Here is a 21,023-nt window from a genome sequence, read left to right as displayed (position 1 = left end):
ATCCAGGCGGACGACGGGCGGCGGCCGCGCTCGGCCGGCATGCCGGTCGTCACGCGGCCGCCGCCCGTCGCCGTCGCGATGCGTCGCGCGATGCGCGGCGCCGGTCCTGCCCGCGAGAAGCGTGCGCGGATCAACGGCGTGGCACGTCGCCGGTGGACGGCGTGTCGGCCGGCTCCTCCCGCAGCGGATTCTGCGTCGGGGTGACTGTCCGGTGGTCCGGACGCAATACCGTCGACGGATGCTCGTCGTCGTCGCGCTGCACCCGCACCCGGTTCTCGACGTCGCGCACGCACATGCAGCCGTCGGCGATATCCTCGACGCAATGCTTCATCCAGCGCGCAGGCACGGTGCCGTCCAGTTCGACCCGGCCCTCGTTCACCTGCACGCTGACGTTGCTCACGTCGATGTCGAGTGCGCCCGCCAGCCGTTCGCACACGTCCTCGCGGATGCGCTCGTCCGAGCGCGTATAGCCCTTCGGCCCCTGCCGCCGGCGCGGCGTGTCGGCTTCGCCGAAGCGCGGCCGGTCCTGCGCGCCGCCGCGGCCGCGCGGTTCGCCGCCCTGGCGCATCGCACTCCCGGCGTGGCTGCCGCCATAGTTGGCGTCGCCGTAACCGCCGTAACCGCCGTATCGGCCCGTCCGGTGCTGCCCGTGCAGCTCGGCGCGCTCGTCCGGATAGCCGCCCTGCTCCGTGCGCCGGCCGGGCTCGCCGCCGCGGCGCTGCTCGCCATAGCCGCGCTCGCCGCCGTACTCCGGCGACGACGCGCCGCGCCGGCCGCCGCCGTAGCCGCGCCGGCCGAGGTCCTGCGACGCGCGATCAGCCCACTCGCCCCATTCGCTGCCCCAGTCCTCGGGGCCCGTGTACTCCGACGCGAGCCGGTAGGCCGATTCGTATTCGTCGTCGGGCAACAGCGATTCGTCGTAATTCGGCGTGTCGCGCTCGCCGCGGCCCCAGAACGCGCGTTCGTTGCGCTCCTGCCAGTTCGATGGGCCGCGACGTTGCGTCGGCCGCCCGAGATATCGTCTTTGCATCGCACGTCTCCTTGATCGGGTTCCGCCGCCCCGGGTCGTTCCGCGCGGCGGAAATCGCGTCGCGGTCCCGCAATCGGCGTGCCGGGGCCGTCGCTCGCCCGGTTTCGCGAGCGACGGCGTCGCGCGTGCCGTGCACGACCAATCTGCAACGCGTTGAAGTTTTTGCGCGTATTACGCGTCGTCGGGCGGGATTTCGTCGCTTTCGTCGCTTTCGTCGCTTTGGCCGGCGTCGCTCAGCCGTTCGATGCGGTCGGGTTCGATGTCGGCGGCATCGCGCTCGCCGCCCTCCGCCGACGCGCGCTCGCCCGTGCCCGTGCGATCGGTATCGCTTTCAAGTTCCGCGTCGTCCGGTTCGGGCGCGTGCTCGTCGAGCGGCGAATCGATGTCGAACGGGTGGCGCTTCGCGCCGGCCGCGTCGCTGCCGCTGTCGGACGAGTCGCCCGGCCCGAGCGCACGGCCGTCGCGGCCGCGGCGCGCGTTTTCATCGTCGGGGCCGTAGGGCTCGTTGTCCGGATCCAGTGTGCTCATGTCGTTCACCTCGCTGCCAGGGCCGCGCGGCGGCGCACGTCGCGTCGGGCGGTGCGTCGCCGCGCCGGGAAACCCGTGTCGTGCAAGCGGCGTGCCGCGTCGAAGGGGGCCTCGGCGGCAGGAGGAACGGCAATTGCGACGGCGTGAATTGTCCATGCGGCCCGAACGGCTCGGGGCCCCTGCCGAATTCGGGGCCATCCGCACGTGGCAGACAGCCCGTTCGCCGCATCGAGACATCCCGGCCGAGCCGGCGCACGCCCTCACTTCTCCAACTACAGCGCCGCGCGATGAACATACCAGGCTCCGATTCGCCGCCCGAACGCGATCCGCTCCAGACACCCGATGTCCGGACGCTGACGCACCAATACGCGGAATTCCGCTTTCGCACCGTCGTCGAGTCGATCACCGACTATGCAGTGTTCATGCTCGACCGCGAAGGCCGCGTCGTGACGTGGAATGCGGGCGCGCAACGCATCAAGGGCTATCGCGCGGACGAGATCATCGGCCGTCACTTCTCGTGCTTCTATCCGCCCGACGCGATCGCGGCCGGCCGCCCCGCCCGGGCGCTCGCCGAGGCGGCCGCGCGCGGCCGCTTCGAGGACGAGGGCTGGCGGGTGCGCAAGGACGGCTCGCTGTTCTGCGCGAGCGTGACGATCAGCGCCGTGTACGACGACGCGCAAAACCTGCGCGGCTTCATCAAGATCACGCGCGACATGACCGAGCGCCGGCGGCTCGAGGAGCTCGAGGCATCGACCCGCCGGCTCAGCGTCTTCATCGCGATGCTGGCGCACGAGCTGCGCAACCAGCTTGCGCCGCTGCGCAATTCGATCGGCGTATTGCAAAGCCTGCCCACGGTCGATGCCGCGTTCGAAGCGTGCCGCGACGCCGCGGACCGTCAGCTCGCGCAGCTCACGCGGCTGGTCGACGATCTGCTCGACATCGGGCGGATCACGGCCGGCAAGATCGAGCTGGACAGCCGTCCCGTCGCCGTGCGCGACATCGTCTGTCGCGCCGCGGAGGGCATCGAGCCGCTGCTTGCCGCGCGCGCGCAGAGCATTCACATCGACCTGCCGACCGAATCCGCCGTGCTGCAGGGGGACGAGATCAGGCTGATCCAGGTGCTGCACAACCTGCTCGACAACGCGTCGAAGTTCTCGCCGACCGGCGGCCGGATCGACGTCGACGCCCGCCTCGACGGCCGGGCCGTCGTGATCCGCGTGAGCGACCGCGGCATCGGCATCGCCCCGCACGCACTGGAATCGATCTTCGACCTGTTCGTTCAGGAAGGCCAGGCCAGCCCGCACACGGTCGGCGGCTTCGGCCTCGGCCTCGCGATCTGCCGGTCGTTCGTCGAGCTGCACGGCGGCACGATCACCGCGCACAGCGACGGCCTCGGGCGCGGCGCGACCTTCGTGGTGCGCCTGCCGATCCGCCGCGCAAGCCCGGAGTCGATCGCGTCGCCGCGCGCCGGCGCGGCCCAGCCGGCCTCGCCGTTGCGGATCATCGTCGTCGACGACAACCGCGACGCGGCCGATACGCTCGAAATCCTGCTGCGCGTGAAGGGGCATGCGCCCCATGCGGCATACGACGCGCGACACGCGCTGGCGCTCGCGCAGGAACACGTTCCGCATCTGATGCTGCTCGACCTGTCGATGCCCGATGTCGACGGATTCGCGCTGCTGCGCGCGCTGCGATCGATCGATGCGCTCAGGCGAACGCGGTTCGTCGCGGTGTCCGGTCTCGCGCAGTTGTCCGACCGCCTGCGCACCGCGCGTGCCGGATTCGACGATCACCTCGTCAAACCGGTGGAGATGGCCACGCTCGACGCGCTATTGCAGCGGGTTGCGCGCGACCTGCTGCCGGAAGCCTAGGGCATGCGAATTGTTCCCGCTCACCTTTTCACGGATCGCGAACCCGCAGCGGACGCGTGAGTCCAGTACCACCATTCGTGGTGATCCAGGTTCCTCAGCAATTCCGCGCGACGATGCGCGCGGCGATAACGGCTCGTCGCGGCAATCACCGCACACGCCAGCACGCATGCGACGACCCCGAACCCGATCCATGCTTCGCTCATGGCAGCCTCCGACATCACTCAACGAATTCGCGACACCGCTTTCAGGACGGCGCGGCCCTCCGCCGTCACCTGGACGCGCCGGCGGCCCGATGCGGGTTCATCGACGGCGATCAGGCGATGCTCGATGAGCGTGACGAGTTCGTCACGCTCGAGTTCGATCTGATCGGGGGCGTCCCACGCGATCATCAAGGTCGTCATTTCGTGCGGACTCAGCATGGTCTGCATGGGTTGCTCGTATCGGAGAAATCGGATTGTGTGTACATGCGCAATCGCATGTCGCCCAGCGTTTCGCGTACTGCCCAATGATGCCTTGCCACACGCATTTCCGGTGCGCCGCCGCGTAGGGGGATGCCCTGACGCGTAAACGTTCTCATTGATTTCGATCATGCAGGCATGCGAAATGATCTGAGCATATAGCCTTCAGAAATCCATATAAGCACAGAGTCGTTCGTATTTGAAGCTGTCAGATCATGTAGCGCGCTATTTGACCGAAGCCATCGGCCCCGCTCATTCGACATCCTCACCTTCGTTGTATCGCTGGAGAGACAGCGCGAGTGCATCGACGTCGCCTCGATAGCCTGCAATGACGTCCGCCCGTTCCGGAAATCGTTCACATTGCAACGAAAGCGTTTCCATCGCGGCGGCATGCCGCCTGACGAGCTGCCCGCGCGTGACCCATTCGTAACTGCCTCCGGTGCCGGGCGTCTTCACGTGCTTCAGCACGCCGTCGCCGAGCACCTTGAGCGGCGCGTGTCCATTGATGAATTCCGCGTAGTGTCCGGAGAAGAACTGGTCCCACTCGAGCAATTCCCCGTCGTGCCGAAACGCGTGCAGATGCCCGTCGAGATCGACCGCATAGCGATAGGACAGGTCGTCATGCCCGTCGGCCGACGTCAGCTCGGCAGCCTTGTTCGCTCGATGAAACCGGTCGGCGAGCGATCCGTCGCCATCGGCGAGATGCGCGGCGAGAAAATACAGCGCCGCGCCGGACGGACAGCCGTTCCGAGCGATATAGAACGTGGCGTGGCCGCCGTGCTGCAACGCGAATGTGTAAGTCGCAACGATGCTCATTACGAATTCCTCGTATTTCCGGTGATGACGATCGGGCGCAATCTCAGTAGCAAGCGATATGCCATTGCATGCGATTCGATGTGCATGGCGACGTGAGCCCGAAATACGTGGAAATCCGGCGCGAGCAATTGAAAAAATGTTTCGGCACCGATACGTTTCGCACTGCCCGGCACGCATGTACGCGCCTGTTGCCGTCGCGCGAAGCGTGCGGCCGTCACGGAAGGTCTTGCCTGGCGCGATTCGGCCGCGCCCGCGGGTTTCCCGGCGCGCCTGATCGGTTGCAACCCTGAAACCCGACCGGCTGGCCGGTCGAAGCGCGCCATCGGGAACGTGGCTTGCGGCGGGATTGCCATGATGCCCAACCGGGAGTGAGAGATGCGCAACGGCCACACCGTCGGCAAGGTGGCCGCGTGGCTCGCCGTTGTCGTTGCCCTGACGATTGCCGCGCTGTTCGTGTTCGTCGTGACGTTCGACTGGAACCGTGCGCGCCCCTGGGTCGACGACAAGGTATCGGACGCGATCGGACGGCCGTTCGCCATCAACGGCGAGCTGCGCGTCGAGTGGCGCCGGCCCGCGAGCGAGCAAGGCTGGCGCGCGTGGGTGCCGTGGCCGCGCTTCAGCGCCCGCAACGTCACGATCGCCAACACGGACTGGGCGCGTACGCAGCATTTCGCCACGCTCGACGCGATCAGCTTCGAAGTCGAGGCGCTGCCGCTGATCGCGCGCCGCATCGTGATTCCGGCCATCGACCTCGTCAATCCGTCCGTCGACCTCGAACGCCTCGCGGACGGGCGCGACAACTGGACGTTCCACCTCAGGAAGCCCGATCGTCCGGGCAAGTGGACGCTCGACCTGCACGATGTCGCGTTCACCACCGGCAAGCTCCGCTACTACGACCAGCAGAAGCAATTCGACCTGAGCGGCGTGATCGACACGCTCGGCAAGCCGATTGCGTTCGGCGAGGCGATGAAGCAGCAGGCGGCGCTGGCGCGCAGCGAATCGGCGCAGGCCGTCGGCCAGGCCGGCCAGAAGAAGCTCGCGGCGCAGGCGCAGCGCGGTGCGGCGCCAGCCCCGGCACCCGCGTCGGGTGTCGAAGCGGCCTCCCGCGCATCGGCGGCGGCGTCGCAGGCGCTGGCCGCGGCGTCGCAGGCGTCGGCGGCAATTTCCACGACCAGAATCGCGCCGGCGGCATCGGCCGCATCGGGCGCGTCCGCGACGGCGGCGTCGGGCGCGAAGGCCGCCGCGGCATCCGGTGCATCGGCAGGCGCCGCGCCCGCGGCATCCGCCGGCGCGGCCGACTACACGATCGGGTGGACCGTCGACGGAACCTACAAGAAAGGGCACGTCGCCGGCAGCGGCAAGATCGGCAACGTGCTGGGGCTGCAAGGCGGCGGCGCGCAGCGCCCGTTTCCGGTCCAGGCCAGTTTGCACTTCGGCGATACGACGCTCGCGCTCGTCGGCACGGTGACCGATCCGGCGCACCTGGCGGCGGTCGACCTGCGCCTGTGGCTCGCGGGCACCAGCATGGCGCACCTGTACGACGTCACCGGCATCACGCTGCCCGAGACTCCGCCCTATGCGACCGACGGCCACCTGATCGGGCAATTCCGCGCGTCGGGCAACGTCTTCAAGTACGAGGACTTCACGGGGCGCGTCGGCGGCAGCGACCTCACCGGCACGCTGGTATACGTATCGCGCGAACCGAGGCCGCTCCTGTCGGGCACGCTGGTGTCGAAGGTGCTGCGGTTCGCCGACCTCGCGCCGCTGATCGGCGCCGACACGAATGCGAGCAAGGCGCGACGGGGCGCGCCCGCCGCACAGCCCGCGAACAAATCGCTGCCGGTCGAGACGTTCCGCACGGAGCGCTGGAAGAAGATGGACGCCGACGTCCGGTTCACCGGGCAGCGCATCATCAAGTCGCCGAGCCTGCCGATCACCGGCCTGACGACCCACGTCGTGATGCAGGACGGCGTGCTGACGCTGAACCCGCTGAACTTCGGCGTCGCGGGCGGCACGCTGGCGTCGAACGTCTACCTGGACGGCCGGGGCACGCCGCTCCAGGGGCGCTTCACGCTGCAGGCGCGGCACCTGAAGCTGAAGCAGCTGTTCCCGACCTTCAAGGTCATGCAGACGGCGCTCGGCGAAGTCAACGGCGATGCCGCGCTGTCGGCCACCGGCAATTCGCCGGCGGCGCTCGCCGCCACGTCCAACGGAGAAGTGAAGACGCTGGTCACCGACGGCACGGTGAGCCTGTTGCTGATGGAAGCAGCGGGGTTGAACGTGGCGAACGTGGTGTACGAGAAGCTGTTCGGCGATCGCGACGTGAAGATCAACTGCGCGGCGGCCGATTTCGTGGCCACCAACGGTGTGCTCGACTCGCGCGTATTCGCGCTCGACACCGAGGACGCGGTGATCGGCATGAACGGCACCGTGAACCTGCGCGACGAAACCATGAACCTGACGATTCGACCGCATACCAAGGGGTTCCGGATCGTATCGCTGCGCTCGCCGCTGTACGTCACCGGCACCTTCAAGCAGCCGCACGTAGGCGTGAAGCCGGGCGCGCTGATCGCGCGCGGCGGCGCGGCGGTGGCGCTGGGCCTGCTCAATCCGGTCGCAAGCCTGCTCGCGCTGATCCAGCCGGGCCGCAATCAGCCGTTGCCGTGCCACCAGATGCTGGTCGACATGGAGCGGCGCCCGAGCGCGCCGCCGCCGGGCATGCGCAAGGAGAAAAAGCCTGCGCCGGCGTACATGAGTGCGCCGCCTGCCTCACAGGCTCGCGCGCAGGCGGCGGCCGAACCCGAGCCGGCCACGCGCGCGGGCGGAACTTCCACGCCAGGGCGGTAATGCCGCGGGGTTGCGGCGCTTGCCGCCCTTGGCTGCGCGATTCGCGCGCGCTCCGCACCGCCGATCCGGCCAGCGCGGCGCCCATCGACCCGCGCTTCAGCTCGGGCGATCCGGCGCCGCCGTGCCGATGCTGCCGGCGCGGTGGCCCGCGACCATCTCGTCGAGCCAGTTCACGACCAGCGCCGTGTAGGCCCGCTGGCTGCCGGCGTCGGAGAGCGCGTGATCCGCGCCCTCGATCACGCGATACGTCAACGAATGGGCATGCAGGAAGGATTGCAGATAACTGGCGATGACCGTATGCGGAACGATCTGATCGTGTTCCGATTCGACCAGCAGCACATCGCCGCCGAAGCCGGCCGCCGCGCGCAATGCGCGGTTTTCCGTCGCCGGCACGATGCGCTTGCGATATGCAACCAGATCGTGCTCGACGTGCAGCGCGTATTTCGGCGTCGTCCAGCCGTCGTCGAGATACAGCGCGGGCACGCGCAGGCCGAGCCATCGCACCGGGCGCAGCTCGGTCAGGATCGTCGCGAGATAGCCGCCATAGCTGCTGCCGATCACCGCGATCGAATCGCGATCGACCAGCGGATGCGCGGCCAGCACGTCGTAGGCCGCGATCAGGTCGGCGAGATTCGTCTCGCGCGTGACCGACTGCTGCTCGCCGTGCGTGCGCGCATGGCCCGACAGGTCGAACGTCAGGCAGATGCAGCCCATCGCCGTCGCCTGCCGCGCGCGCTCCATGTACTGCTCCTGGTTGCCGCCCCAGCCGTGCACGAACAGCACGCCGGGCGCGGTCGTTTTCGGCACGAGCATCGTGCCGTCGAGATAGCCGTGCTCGACCTTGATCTGCAGCGGGTAATGATCAGCCTTCATCGACCGAAGCTCCCTGGCGCCGTCGTTCCTCCAGCGCGTAATACTTCGTGAGCGGGCCGGCCTGCGCGTCGACGCCGCGATAGATCACGCACGCCCCGGCGGGCGCCTGCGCATCGTCGCCGTAGATCTCGCGCGTCGATGCGCTGACCAGATACGTGTCGGGGTCTTGCCGGAATGCGCGCAGCGCGCCGATCTCGGCCCCCGTCGCGCCGCCGACGCGCCACGATTGCTCGAGCACGCCGCAATACGGCAGCCCCGCATCGTCACGGCCGCGCGCCACGTCGTAGTTGCGTCTCGATGCGAAGAAGCCGGCATAGTCGGTATGCACGGCCGCGTCGAACGCACGCGCCTTCGCCACGGCCTCGCGTATGTCCTGCGGGAGATCGAGTTGCTCGAGCGCATCGAAGCCGCCCCGCGCCACGACCAGATCCGAGCCGCCGTAGACGTGATGGCCGTGATTGTTGACGGTCAGGTGCTGGATGCCGTAATAGCTCGCGACCAGGTCGTCGAGCACCACCTGCCCGACGCTGTACGTGTCGATGTCGTCCAGATGCCGCTCGATGACGACGCCCTCCGCCTGCAGGGCCGCGTCGCCGATCGCATCGAGTTCCGCGTTCAGCTCCGTCATGTCCGCAACCAGTGTCTGTCCGGCGCCGCCGATGCCATAGGGCCGCTTGATGCGCACGCGGCCGCCTTCAAACAGCGCGTGCGCGGCATTGCAGGCGTCCTCTCGGGAGAACGCCGAGTAGCCCGGCAACACGAGCGATGCCGTATGCGCGCTGAACGCGTGCGACCAGCCAGGCGGCGCAACCGTTGCGCGGTCGGGCAGGCCGTGCGCGATCAGCTTCGTCGCGACGAACGGAAACGGCACGACGCCGCCATACAGGTCGCGCACGGAGCGCACGCCGAGCTTGCGCGCTTCGGCGAGGGTCAGCGTGTCGTCGGGAACCAGGTAACGATGGGCCGGATACGCACATCGTGCATCGAACTTCCCCGCAAACTGCGTGCCCTTGAGTTCCGCGATCTGGCGCGCCAGTTCCCGAAGCGTGTCGGCTTCGTGCCCCTGTTCCGGCGCGTTGCCTTCCTTGCGATGCAGAAGGACGACCGGTAGCGCAGGTGCCGCGCAAGCGGCGTCATCCGTCGATGGTTCCATGCTGCGCCCTCCGTCGCGATACGCTCGTGCAGCAATTTCGATGCCGGCGCCCGGGCCGCGATGGCGCGGCGCGTGATGGCGGCGACATGATGCGAAGCGTCGGCCGTTCATTCATCCACGACCCGATCCGCGGCCGGATCGATCTCGACGAGCCGGCCGTGCGCCGGGTCGTTCACGAACATGTGGCGGGATAGCGGTGCGCGCAGCGGCCGAAATCCATGCAGGGCGCAACTTCCGGACCCGGTCGCGATCACGGATATGGAGGGTCGAACCCATGCCGCCTCGCGCGGCCGACACTCAAGCCGTGTCGCGGCGCGCCCCCTCGTCGGCGTATGCAACGTCCACGCCCCGCCGGCCTTGCGCCGGCGGCACCATCACGTCGACCCGCTCGAACTGCTGGAACGCCTCGGCGATGTGCCGGCGCAGCAGCGCGACGTCCCACGGCTTGGTCAGCACCTTCTGCACCGATCCGTCGTCGAACGTGCCGGCAATCGCCTGCGCGTCGGCGTAGCCGGACAGCAGGATGCGCACGACGTCCGGGTACAGCGCCTTGACCCGCTGCAGCAGATCGATGCCGGGCAGCGCCGACACGATCACGCCCACGCGATGGCGCGCGAGCAGTTCGAGCGCTTCGCCGGAATGGGTCGCGCCGAGGATCTCGTAGCCGTCGCGGCTGAGCGCCCGCCGGATCATTTGCAGCGCCGACCGGTCTTCGTCGACCAGCAGCAGCGTGCGGTGCAGCAGCTCGCGCCGCCGGCAATGATCCGGCAGTTCGGTGCCGACGGCCAGCATGCCGGCGATTTCCGCGCCCGTGACGGGGTGGCTGAAGTAGTAGCCCTGCATCGCGTGGCAGCGATGCCGGTTCAGGAACGACAGCTGCGCCTCCGTCTCCACGCCCTCGGCCACCGTCTCCATGTTCAGCGACTCCGCCATCGCGATGATCGAGCGCGTCAGCGACGCCCCTTCCGCGCTCGTGGTCACGTCGCTCAGGAACGACTTGTCGATCTTGACGACGTCGATCGGCAGATCCTTCAGGTAGGACAGGCTCGAATAGCCGGTGCCGAAATCGTCGAGCGACAGCACGACGCCGAGGGCCTTCAGGTCCTGCAGCGTCTGCGCGATCGAGCGGCGGTCCTGCATCAGCACGCTCTCGGTCAGCTCGAGTTCGAGCCACGCGGGCGCGAGGCCCGTTTCGGCGAGCGTCGTGCGCACCAGTTCGGCCACGTTCTGCTGCTGGAACTGGCGCGCCGACAGGTTGACGGCGATCGGGATCGGCGGATGCCCTTCCTGCTGCCATGCGACGGCCTGCTCGCACGCGGTGCGCAGCACCCATTCGCCGATCGGCAGAATCAGCCCGGTTTCCTCCGCGATCGGAATGAACCGGTCGGGCGGAATCACGCCGATGCCGGGGCGCCGCCAGCGGATCAGCGCCTCGACGCCGCTGATCTGGCCGGTCTTCAGGTCGACCTTCGGCTGGTAGTACAGCTCCAGCTCGTTGTTCGTCACGGCCTGATACAGCGCGTTTTCGAGCCCGGCCCGCTCCTCCACCCGCACGCCCAGCTCGCGCGTGTAGAAGCTGTAGCCGTTGCGCCCGCGCTCCTTCGCGCTGTACAGCGCGGCGTCGGCCGTGCGCAGCAGCGCTTCCGCGCTGGTGCCGTCGATCGGGCACAGGCTGATGCCGATGCTCGTCGTCACGTGCAGGTCGTGCCCGTCGAACGCGAACGGCGCGACGAAAATGTCCAGTACCTTGCGGGCGACCACGTCCGCATCCGCCGGCGTCGACAGGTTCGCCAGCATCACGACGAACTCGTCGCCGCCGAGCCGCGCGACCGTGTCGCCGTCGCGCACGGCCTCCTTGAGGCGCACCGCGACGGCCTTCAGCAGGCTGTCGCCGACCGAATGGCCGAAGGTGTCGTTGACGTGCTTGAAGCGGTCCAGGTCGAGCACCATGACCGCGACCAGCTGCCCCGTGCGCCGCCCGTGCGAGATCGCCTGCTCCATGCGGTCGCTCAACAGGTTGCGATTGGGCAGCCCGGTGAGCGCATCGTGGTTGGCCAGGTATTCGATGCGCCCCTGCTGCACCTTGCGCTCGGTGATGTCCTGCACGATGCCGCGCAGGATGATCGCGTGGTTCAGGTCGCGGCCCGCCTCGGCCTGGTGCAGCACGTGGCGCTCGGTGCCGTCCGCGTGGATCAGCCGATGCTCGAGCGTAAACGCGGCGCCCTCGGTGCGCAGGCTCGTGAACGACTGGATCAGCAGCGGCTGCTCGTCGGCCGGCACGCATTGCAGCAGCCGGTCGAAGGTGGCCGGCGTGCGTTCGGGATCGAGGCCGACGATGCGGTACAGCTCCGGCGACCAATAGCCGTCCTGGCGGCCGGCCTGGTACGCCCAGTTGCCCACGTGCGCCAGCGCCTGCGCATGGGTCAGGCTGGTCTCGGTGTTCGCGAGCTGTTCGAGCGTGGCGGCGGCCCGCAGCAGATAGCGGATCCGGTAGCCGAGCAGCTTCCAGCGCATCGGCTTGGACACGAAATCGGTCGCGCCGGCGTCGAAGGCGCTGGCGATCGACGCGTCGTCGTCGTTGCCGGTCAGCATCACGATCGGCACGCGCTGCCCCTCGGGCAGCGCACGCAGCTGCCGGCAGCATTCGAAGCCGTCGCCGCCCGGCATCTCGACGTCGAGCAACACCAGGTCGGGGCGATGACGCAGGAACGCGTCGACGCCTTCCTGCGGCGCGGCCGCCTCCTCGACGCGAAAACCGTCGGGCTCGAGCGTTTCCACCACCAGCAGACGCGTCATCGCGTCGTCGTCGATGACCAGGATCACCGGTGCGTCGGATTGTCGATCGTTCACGGCTGGGTTCCCTCCTTCTCCGGCTGCGCGCGCGCGGCCGTGTTCGCGTCCACGTCCACCCGTTGCGCGCGCAGGACGGCCTGCGCGCGCGCGAAATCCGCAGCCGCGCCGGCGACCAGGCTCGCCGCCGCCGAGACGTCGGCCGCCCGCGCCAGCTGCTCGATCTCCCGGCAGCGGACCGACAGCGCGTGCGCGCCGACGTTCGCGCTGCTCGATTTCAGCGTATGCGACGCGAGCTTCAGCGCATCGGCGTCGCCGGCCGCGACGGCCGCGTGCATGCCCGCGATCAGCCGCGGCGCATCGAGGTCGAACTGGTCGATGATCCGCGTCAGCACGTCGGGCCGGCCCGGCCGCTGCAGCGCGCGCAACGCGTCGAGCGCCTTGCGGTCGATCACGTTCGCGTCGTCATCCGGGGCGGTGCTTGCCGAATCGGCGGTCGCTTCAGCGGCCACGTCGCCTGCCGCCTCGGCGGTCGTTTCGGCGGGCACGGCGCTTGCCGCCTCGGCGGCCGCTTTAGCGGCCACGGCGCCTGCCGAATCGGCGGCCGCTTTAGTGGCCATGTCGACTGCCGCTTCGACTGCCGCTTCAGCGGTCGCCTTAGCGGCCCCGGCGCCTGCCGCGTCGCTCGCTCCTTCATGCGCCCGCACCGCCGACCGCGCATCGCCCCGCGCAAAGCGCGCGAGCATCTGCAGCAACGCATCGCGGCTGAACGGCTTGCTCAGGTAGTCGTCCATGCCGGCGGCGAGACACCGCTCCCGGTCGCCACTGATCGCATTGGCCGTCAGCGCGATGACCGGCAGCCGCGCCGCGCCCGTCTCCGCCTCGCGCAGCCTCAGCCATTGCGTCGCCTCGAAGCCGTCCATCAGCGGCATCTGGCAGTCCATCAGCACGACGTCGAAACGGTCTTCAAGCAGCCTGTCCAGCGCCTCCCGGCCGTTTTCGGCCACCTCCACCGCATAGCCCGTGTCTTCCAGCATCGCCAGCGCGATCTGCTGGTTGACGGGGTTGTCCTCGACCAGCAGCACGCGCGCCGGCGCCGCGCCGTACGGCGGGCCGCCCTCCGGCGCAACGCCGGCGCCGGCATCGGCATCGACCGGTGCCGCCGACGGCAGCCGGGGCGGCGTCACGCGCATCACCGACGCGATGCACGCGTACAGGTCCGCACCGTGGAGCGGCTTGGTCAGGCGCGCGTCGATGCCGAGTTCGCGCGCGACCTGGATGCTGTCCATCCGCTCGAACGCGGTCAGCGTGATGATCCTGAGCGCGCGCAGCGCGGGATCGTCGCGGATGTGCCGCACGAGCGAGATGCCGTCCATGCCCGGCATCCGCACGTCGACGATGGCCAGGTCGAACGGCTGCCCGTCGTCGGCGGCGGCCCGCAGCTGCGCCAGCGCGTCGTCGCCGCCGCTGGCCGTGGCGACGCGCAGCTGCCATTCGATCGCATGCTCGACGAGCACGCTGCGATCGGTCTCGCTGTCGTCCGCGATCAGCACCTTCAGCCCGGCCAGCGACCGGCTCGCGCTCGTGGCGGCCGCGCCCGCGGCGTCTGCCGGCTCGAGCCGCGCCGTCACGGTGAACACCGAGCCCTGGCCCGGCGCGGATTCGACCGAGAGCGTGCCGCCCATCATCTCGGCCAACTGCCGCGAAATCACGAGCCCGAGCCCGGTGCCGCCATATTGGCGGGCGGTCGAGCTGTCGGCCTGCTGGAACGGCTTGAACAGTTGCGCCGACACGTCCGGCGCGATGCCGATGCCGCTGTCGGCGATCGTGAACACGACGAGGCCGTGCTCCGGCGACGAGACGGCCAGCTCCACCTGCCCGCGCTCGGTGAACTTGATCGCGTTGCCGACCAGGTTCGTCAGGATCTGCCGCAAGCGCACCGGGTCGCCGCGCACCCATTGCGGCACCGGGTCGTGCTTGCGCAAGCGCAGCGCGAGCGCCTTGCGCCGGGCCATGGGTTCGAGCAGCGACACGACGTCGTCGAGCAGCTGATACAGGTTGAACGCGATGCGCTCCAGCACCAGCTTGCCGGCTTCGATCTTCGAGAAATCCAGGATGTCGTCGATGATCGTCAACAAGGTCTGGCCGGACCGGTACACGGTGTCGACGAAGTTGCGCTGCTTCGCGGTGAGCGTCGTGCGCTGCAGCAGCTCGGTCATGCCGAGCACGCCGTTCATCGGCGTGCGGATTTCGTGGCTCATCCGCGCGAGAAACTCCGACTTCGCCGAATTCGCCGCTTCCGCCGCCGCGATCGCGGCCTGCAGCTCGACGTCGCGCCGCTCGATTTCGTCGAGCATCGTGTTGAAGCCCGCGATCAGCGTCGCGACTTCGTCGGTGCCGCGGTGGCGCATGCGCAGCGACAGGTCGCTGCCGCCGCGAATGCGCGCCATCGTGCGCGTCAGGTTCGACAGCGGGCGCGAAATCGACGTGCCGATGCGATGGCTGATCGCGAGGCCGACCACCGCGAGCAGCAGCGACACGACGACGATCATCGCGACCGCGCCCGCCATCGCGCGGTACACCTGCGACACGATGCTGCGCTGCTGCAGGTCGACGCGCAGCACCGCCTGTTCCGCGGCAGCCTCGAGGCGGTTCGCGGTGGTGTCGATATCCGCGACGATGCGCTGCATGGCCGCGTCGTTGGCCAGCGTCCGCTGCTTCGTCGCGACGATGCGGCGGGCCGATCCGGCCAGCTCGGCCGCCAGCGGGACCACGTCCTGCGTGCGGCTCAATTCGCCCTGCCCGCTGGCCACGAGCGCCGCCCGCAGCGCATTCGCCGATTCGCCGAGTGCGTCGACGCCGGTCCGGATCTCGCGATCGGCGCGCGCGAGCTGCCCGGTGTCCGCGCTTTGCGCGGCCACGCGCAAGTGGGCCGTCAATTCCTCGATGCGGCCGTTGACGAGCACCGACAGGTACTTGATCCGCGCGGCCTGCTGCTGGAACGCGGTCGCTTCGTCGAGACGCCGGCGCGCCTTGAAGATGCGCATGGCGTACGGATCGACGATCTCCGCGAGCGTCGTATCCAGCGACTGGAGCGACGTCGAGAGGTCGGCCTTCGCGGCCCGGTAGCGGGCCTTGACGGCCGGCTCCGCGAGCGCCCTGCCGCGCAGCGCGACGAGGCCTGCGGCGCCGTCGAGGAGATCCGTCTCGAGCCGCCCGAGCGTCGCCACGACGTCCCGCGTCGCATCGGCATCGCCATTCGCCGCGGCGATCGCCACGCCATTGCGCGCGCCGTCGAGCGCGGCCTTCAGCCGCTCGCCCAGCGGGACGAGCCGGTATCGGGACGGCGCGTCGTCGATCGCGTCGACGAGGACGATGACATCCTTCACGTCCGCACGGGCCTGGTCCAGCGCATGAATCGCCCGGTTGGACGCGGTGTTGGCCGCCAGCGCGTCGGTCACGGCCGCCACGGCCCGGCTGTCGAGCCGGCCGGTTTCCTTGCCGATGACGTCCAGCAGCGCCGCGCTGCTTTCCCGGACATGCGCGACCCGCGCGCTTTCGGCGTCGAGCATCGCGTTGTCCCGCCGACGCTGGCCGACGCCTGCGTTCATCGACGCGAGCATGCTGCGCAGCTCGGCGGAAGGCACGTCGACGCCGTGCGCGTCGATCGCGCGGATGGCCGCCGCTTCGACCGCGATCCGCTGCAATTGCGCGCCGATCGCCGCCGTCACCGCCTCCTGCCCGGCCCCGTCCTGCGCCTGCGCGAGCCGGCCGAAATCCGTCACGAGGTCGCCGTACGCGCGCTGGAGCGCGTTGCTGTGCGTCTGCAACGGCAGCGACTCCGTCGTCAGCGTGCGCACGCCGGATGCGATGCCGTGCACGGCCAGCAGACTGGTCGCGGATATCGCCAGCACGCCCAGCAGCATCAGGCTGGTGCTGGCGACAAGCTTGGCCTTGATATCCATGCATCCCCCTCGATGGAGACGGCCCGCGCGCGGCCGTCCGGATGCGTTACCTGGCCGGTTCGCCCAGTGGCACGACCCGGCCGCGCTCGATCTCGGAGAGAAACACCGTATTCAACGCCTGATGGTTGTCCGCCCCCAGGTCGACCACCACGCCGCCGATGTCGAGATGCCGGATCGACTCGAGCGCGTGCAACAGGCCGGCCCGGGTCGGCGCGGGGCCCGCGCGTTCGAGCCCGATCAACATGACCTTCGCATCGATGCAGCCCTCGAGCCCCACCACGCCGACGCGCTCTTCCGGAAAGCGGCGCGCGATCAGCCGCATGCAGTCGCGGGTGACGTCGCGGTCGCTGCGGGACAGCGGCACCACCTGCGTGATCAGCATGCCGTCGCCGTCGGCGCCCACGAGGCGCAGCAGGTCGTCGGTGCCGACGAACGAAACGGTCGCGAGCCGGGCCTGAAGGCCCTCGCGGCGCGCGGCGCGGATGAATGCGGCGACCGGCGTGTAGGGGCCGACCATGATGACGACGTCCGGCCGGCCCTCGAGCACCGACACGAGCCCCGTCTCGACCGCCGTCGTCCCGCGGCGGAAGGTGCCCGTGGCGACCACGTCGAGGCCGTGGCGCCGCAGCGCCAGCCGCGTGCCCGCCAGCACCGCGAGCCCGGACGCGTCGTCCTGGTAGAACACGGCGAAGCGTGTCGCGCCGCCGCGCGCGATGAGATGGTCGACCAGCACGCGCGTCTCGTCTTCATAGCTGGCGCGAATGTTGACGACTTCGGGAATGACCGGCCTGCGCAGCGACATCGCGCCGGTGAACGCGCCGACGAGCGGTATTCCGGTGTCCTTGACGATCGGCAGCACCGCCGTCGTCGTCGGCGTGCCGACGTAGCCGAACAGCGCGAAGACCTTGCGCTGCTCGATCATCTCCAGCGTGCCGTCGATGGTCCTGTCCGGGTCGTACTGATCGTCGTCGACGACGAGGTCGATCCGTCTGCCGTGCACGCCGCCGCGCGCATTCGCGTCGTCGAACACGGCCTGCGCGCCGATGCGCAGCGCGCGCCCGAGGCCTGCCGCATCGCCTGACTGCGCGTTGACCATGCCGACGCGGATCGTGTCGTCGTTCACGCCGGGTTCCGCGGCCACGCACGCGGCGGGTGCCGACATCGCGACGAAGCAGGCGGCGACCCACATCCCGCGCCAGGCCGCGCGTCGACCCCCTGGCCTATCGATGTCGACTATTTCCCTGGCGAAAGACCCACTGTCGCTCATTCCACATTCCCGTGCCGCACATGATGATTGCGATCGCGCGTTATATCGCCGCATTCCGCATTGGCGACGGGATGGAATGCGTTAGTTATATATAGCTTGCGGTGAATCCAATCACAAGCCGGGCGTTTAAATCGCGAGCCGTGTACGCCTTGCTGATCGGGCGCGACCGGGATCGTTTACTTTTCGCTCTCTTTTCGATATTCCATTTTTAAATCCGAAACAAAAGCGCGAAAGCGCTCACGGCGCCGCCCTCAGGTTGACGACCGTCCGGCCGTGCCCCTGGCCTTTCGCCAGTTCGCCCGCCGCGTCGACCACCTGTTCGAGCGGCACCTCGCGAATCATCCCGTCGAGCAGCGCGCCCGGCACGCACTGCGCGAGCCGCTGCCACGCCTCGACGCGGCGCGGCGTCGGGCAGCGCACCGAATCGATGCCGGCGACGGTGACGCCGCGCAGCAGGAACGGAAACACCGTGGTTTCGAGCTCGATGCCGCCGACGAGCCCGCAGACGGCCACGCAGCCGCCGTACGACAGCCGCGCGAGCGCTGTCGACAGCACGGGGCCGCCCACCGTGTCGACCACGCCCGCGAACAGTTCGGGTTCCATCCCGTGGCGCCCCGGCTTGCGCGGCGTGACGTAATCGTCGCGGCCGATCGTGCGCGACGCGCCGAGCGACTTCAGGTAGCCGTCGTGCCCCGGCCGGCCCGTCATCGCGACGACGCGGTAGCCGAGCTGCGACAGGATCACGATCGCGAGGCTGCCGACGCCGCCGCTCGCGCCCGTCACGAGGATCTCGCCGCTCGCGGGGCGCACGTCGTGGTGCTCCAGCGCGAGCACGCACAGCATCGACGTGAGCCCGGCCGTGCCGATCCCCATCGCCTGCCGCAGCGTGAGGCCGGGCGGCAGCGGCACGAGCCAGTCGGCGTTCACGCGCTCGACCTGCGTGAAGCCGCCCCAGCGCCGCTCGCCGAGCCCCCAGCCGGTCAGCACGACCGGGTCGCCGGGCCGGAACCGCGCGTCGGCCGACGTCGCGACGACGCCGGCGAGATCGATGCCCGGTATCGCCGGAAACGTGCGGATGATGCCGCGATTGGCCAGCGCCATCGCGTCCTTGTAGTTGATGCTCGAATAATGGACGTCGACCACGACGTCGCCGTCCGGCAGATCGTCGACGCCCAGCCATTCGATCGACGGCGCGACGCCGTCGTCGGTTTCCTTCAGCATCAATGCCTTGAAGCGGGATGCGCTCATCATCATCTCCCTCGCGCCGTGGCGCGTTACGGCGATGCGGTGCGCTTCGCGATCGCGTGCGCGGCGCGCATGCCGGGCAGCGCGTCGACGAAGAAATCCGCCTGCAGCGGCGAACCCGCCTGCACGTCGTACTGCGCGAAATCGCGCACGCCCGCGGCGAGCAGCACCTCGTCGTCGATGAAAAAGTTGCCGGTGCAGGTGGCCGCCGGCTGCGTGAGGATCGCGTGCGCGGCGTCGGCCACGATCTCGGGCCGGCGCGACGCGGCGATCATGTCCGCGCCGCCGAGCTCGTTGCGCACGGCGGCGGTCGCGATCGTCGTCCTCGGCCACAACGAATTGACCGCGATGCCGACGCTCGCGAATTCGGCCGCGAACGCGAGCGTAAACAGGCTCATCGTGTACTTCGCGATCATGTACGGCGGGTAGTCGCGAAACCACTTCGGGTCGGTCGACAGCGGCGGCGACAGCGTGAGCACGTGCGGATTCGCCGATTTCAGCAGATGCGGCAGGCAGGCCTGCACGCACACGAAGGTGCCGCGCCCGTTCACGCCGTGCATCAGGTCGTAGCGCTTGACCGGCGTGTCGAGCGTGCCCGTCAGGCGGATCGCGCTCGCGTTGTTCACGACGATGTCGATCCCGCCGAACGCGGCGACCGTCTCGGCGACGGCTTCCTGCACGCGCGCTTCGTCGCGGATGTCGGCAACCAGCGGCAACGCGTGGCCGCCCGCATCCTCGATCGCCTGCGCGGCCGTGTAGACCGTGCCCTCGAGCTGCGGATGCGGCGTGGCGGTCTTCGCGGCGATCGCAATGTTCGCGCCGTCGCGCGCCGCCCGCAGCGCGATCGCGAGGCCGATGCCGCGGCTGCCGCCCGACATGAACAAGGTCTTTCCGGCAAGGCTCATGCGTCTCTCCTTCATGCCCGCTCGTGCGTGCTTTACTCCTGCTCTTCGGCCGGCACCGCGCGCTCGGCCGCCCGCGCGCCCCGCTTCGAGGCCGGCCGCGAACCGGCGCGCGCCGCCGTGGGCGCCGGGTTCTGCGCGGGATCGTCGTCGAGCTCCGGAAACTGCTGGCGGATCGCCCGCTCCAGCTGCGGCACGCTGCGCCGCACCGCGAGCCAGATGAGCTTTCTCAGGCGCTCGGGGTCGTGCGTGTGCTTCAGGTATTCGGCGCGCGTGCCGATCAGCCGCCATGGAAAATCCGGCAGCCGCAGCCGGTAATCGGGGCTGAGGCACGTCCACGTATAGCCGATGAGTTCGATGTTGCGCACGACGGCGTCCTGCAACAGGTCGGAGCCGAACAGCGCGCGGCGGCCGTCGCGCGTGTATTCGCGGATGCGCGCGATCCGGCTTTTCATGTCGAGCAAATAGCGTACGTCGTCGTCCATGTTCCCTTCTCCTCGCGCGGCGCTACAGCGCGGCGCGTTGCAGATCCGCAGGATTGCCGAGCAACTGCCGCCCGATCGTGTCGAGCACCGCCCGCTGCGCGTCGCGCAGGTAGAAGTGGCCGCCCGGAAACACGCGCACCGCCGCCACGCGTTCGTGCGCGCGCCAGCGTTCGAGTTCGGCGGCCCGCACGATCGGATCGTCCGCGCCGCCGAGCACGGTGATCGGGCAGCCGGGCGGCACGCCCGCCGGCCGGTATGCATCGAGCAGCGTCATGTCGGCGCGCAGCACGCGCACGAATTCCTGCGCGAAGTCGGGGTAGCGCAGCAGCACGTCGGGCATGCCGCCGTAGCGGCACACCGAATCGAGCAGCTCCGCGTCGGTCGCGCGCTCCATGAAGCGCCTCGGGCGCGCGGGGTTCGGCGGCAGCCACGACGATACGAACAGGTGCTCGGGCGCGCGGGCGAGCCGCGCCGCGAGCTCGAACGCGATCGCGCCGCCCATGCTGTGCCCGAACAGCGCGAACGGCCGGTCGAGATGCGGCTGCATCGCGGCGGCGATCGCGTCCGCCGCGGCTTCCATGCGGGTGTGCGGCGCCTCGTCGAAGCGGCTTTCGCGGCCCGGCAACTGCACCGCGAACACGTCGATCGCGGGCGCCAGCGCGGGGCGCCAGTCGCGAAACGCCGATGCGCCGGCGCCCGCGTGCGCGACGCAGAACAGCGACAGGCGCGCCGCCGCCGTCGGCGTTGCCGACGGAAACCACGGGTTCGACATCGTTCGATCGGCGGCCATCGG

The 21,023-nt window shown here is 69.4% G+C and carries 16 protein-coding genes; 2 read left to right on the top strand and 14 right to left on the bottom strand.

The features are described 5' to 3' along the window. Positions 1 to 130: 130 nt before the first annotated feature. Positions 131 to 1,030 carry a BON domain-containing protein gene (locus HWY45_RS22005; protein ID WP_059880575.1) on the bottom strand — a complete coding sequence of 300 codons (900 nt, stop codon included), beginning with the start codon at positions 1,028 to 1,030 and terminating at the stop codon, positions 131 to 133. A 171-nt stretch (positions 1,031 to 1,201) separates the two neighbouring features. Continuing rightward, positions 1,202 to 1,558: a hypothetical protein gene (locus HWY45_RS22000; RefSeq protein ID WP_059880578.1), complete on the bottom strand. Its 357-nt coding sequence runs from the start codon at positions 1,556 to 1,558 to the stop codon at positions 1,202 to 1,204. 287 nt (positions 1,559 to 1,845) lie between these two features. On the opposite strand from HWY45_RS22000, the gene HWY45_RS21995 reads away from it, so the two are divergent. Then, a complete protein-coding gene (locus HWY45_RS21995) occupies positions 1,846 to 3,429 on the top strand; it encodes a PAS domain-containing hybrid sensor histidine kinase/response regulator (protein WP_059880581.1) in 1,584 nt (527 codons plus the stop codon). A gap of 20 nt (positions 3,430 to 3,449) precedes the next feature. Here the strand turns inward: HWY45_RS21995 and HWY45_RS21990 are convergent, their stop codons facing one another. From HWY45_RS21990 to HWY45_RS21980, 3 genes are all read right to left on the bottom strand, one after another. Continuing rightward, a complete protein-coding gene (locus tag HWY45_RS21990) occupies positions 3,450 to 3,632 on the bottom strand; it encodes a hypothetical protein (RefSeq protein ID WP_081069720.1) in 183 nt (60 codons plus the stop codon). Positions 3,633 to 3,650: 18 nt separating this feature from the next. Further along, a complete protein-coding gene (locus HWY45_RS21985; protein ID WP_124595836.1) occupies positions 3,651 to 3,857 on the bottom strand; it encodes a hypothetical protein in 207 nt (68 codons plus the stop codon). A gap of 282 nt (positions 3,858 to 4,139) precedes the next feature. After that, a complete protein-coding gene (locus HWY45_RS21980; protein WP_230946884.1) occupies positions 4,140 to 5,093 on the bottom strand; it encodes a hypothetical protein in 954 nt (317 codons plus the stop codon). Between HWY45_RS21980 and HWY45_RS21975 the strand changes: the two genes are divergently transcribed. Beyond that, positions 5,079 to 7,550 carry an AsmA family protein gene (locus HWY45_RS21975; RefSeq protein ID WP_059880585.1) on the top strand — a complete coding sequence of 824 codons (2,472 nt, stop codon included), beginning with the start codon at positions 5,079 to 5,081 and terminating at the stop codon, positions 7,548 to 7,550. The genes HWY45_RS21980 and HWY45_RS21975 overlap by 15 nt on opposite strands. A 96-nt stretch (positions 7,551 to 7,646) precedes the next feature. Here HWY45_RS21975 and HWY45_RS21970 read toward each other — a convergent pair whose 3' ends face one another. From HWY45_RS21970 to HWY45_RS21930, 9 genes are all read right to left on the bottom strand, one after another. Further along, on the bottom strand, positions 7,647 to 8,423 hold the full coding sequence (locus HWY45_RS21970) for an alpha/beta hydrolase family protein (RefSeq protein WP_059806221.1): 777 nt from the start codon (positions 8,421 to 8,423) through the stop codon (positions 7,647 to 7,649). Then, a complete protein-coding gene (locus tag HWY45_RS21965) occupies positions 8,413 to 9,576 on the bottom strand; it encodes a DUF3182 family protein (RefSeq protein WP_059880588.1) in 1,164 nt (387 codons plus the stop codon). The genes HWY45_RS21970 and HWY45_RS21965 overlap by 11 nt, the downstream gene beginning before the upstream one ends. A 297-nt stretch (positions 9,577 to 9,873) precedes the next feature. After that, positions 9,874 to 12,426, bottom strand: coding sequence for an EAL domain-containing protein (locus HWY45_RS21960; RefSeq protein WP_059880591.1), 2,553 nt, complete (start codon positions 12,424 to 12,426; stop codon positions 9,874 to 9,876). After that, positions 12,423 to 16,331: a hybrid sensor histidine kinase/response regulator gene (locus tag HWY45_RS21955; protein ID WP_059880594.1), complete on the bottom strand. Its 3,909-nt coding sequence runs from the start codon at positions 16,329 to 16,331 to the stop codon at positions 12,423 to 12,425. The genes HWY45_RS21960 and HWY45_RS21955 overlap by 4 nt, the downstream gene beginning before the upstream one ends. A gap of 46 nt (positions 16,332 to 16,377) precedes the next feature. Then, positions 16,378 to 17,520: an ABC transporter substrate-binding protein gene (locus tag HWY45_RS21950; protein WP_230946885.1), complete on the bottom strand. Its 1,143-nt coding sequence runs from the start codon at positions 17,518 to 17,520 to the stop codon at positions 16,378 to 16,380. Positions 17,521 to 17,835: 315 nt separating this feature from the next. After that, on the bottom strand, positions 17,836 to 18,846 hold the full coding sequence (locus HWY45_RS21945) for an MDR family oxidoreductase (protein ID WP_230942632.1): 1,011 nt from the start codon (positions 18,844 to 18,846) through the stop codon (positions 17,836 to 17,838). A gap of 26 nt (positions 18,847 to 18,872) precedes the next feature. Beyond that, a complete protein-coding gene (locus HWY45_RS21940; protein WP_059566845.1) occupies positions 18,873 to 19,748 on the bottom strand; it encodes an SDR family oxidoreductase in 876 nt (291 codons plus the stop codon). Between the two features lie 32 nt (positions 19,749 to 19,780). After that, on the bottom strand, positions 19,781 to 20,230 hold the full coding sequence (locus tag HWY45_RS21935; protein WP_059880596.1) for a HepT-like ribonuclease domain-containing protein: 450 nt from the start codon (positions 20,228 to 20,230) through the stop codon (positions 19,781 to 19,783). Positions 20,231 to 20,252: 22 nt separating this feature from the next. Further along, entirely contained in the window at positions 20,253 to 21,020 is a 768-nt protein-coding gene (locus tag HWY45_RS21930) for a thioesterase II family protein (protein ID WP_059880599.1), read from the bottom strand. Between the last annotated feature and the right edge of the window lie 3 nt (positions 21,021 to 21,023).

The organism is Burkholderia stagnalis (assembly GCF_902830275.1).
Classification (GTDB): Bacteria; Pseudomonadota; Gammaproteobacteria; order Burkholderiales; family Burkholderiaceae; genus Burkholderia; species Burkholderia stagnalis.
The sequence above is the reverse complement of the archived record's forward strand: the minus strand, read 5'-3'. Positions and strand labels throughout refer to the sequence as shown.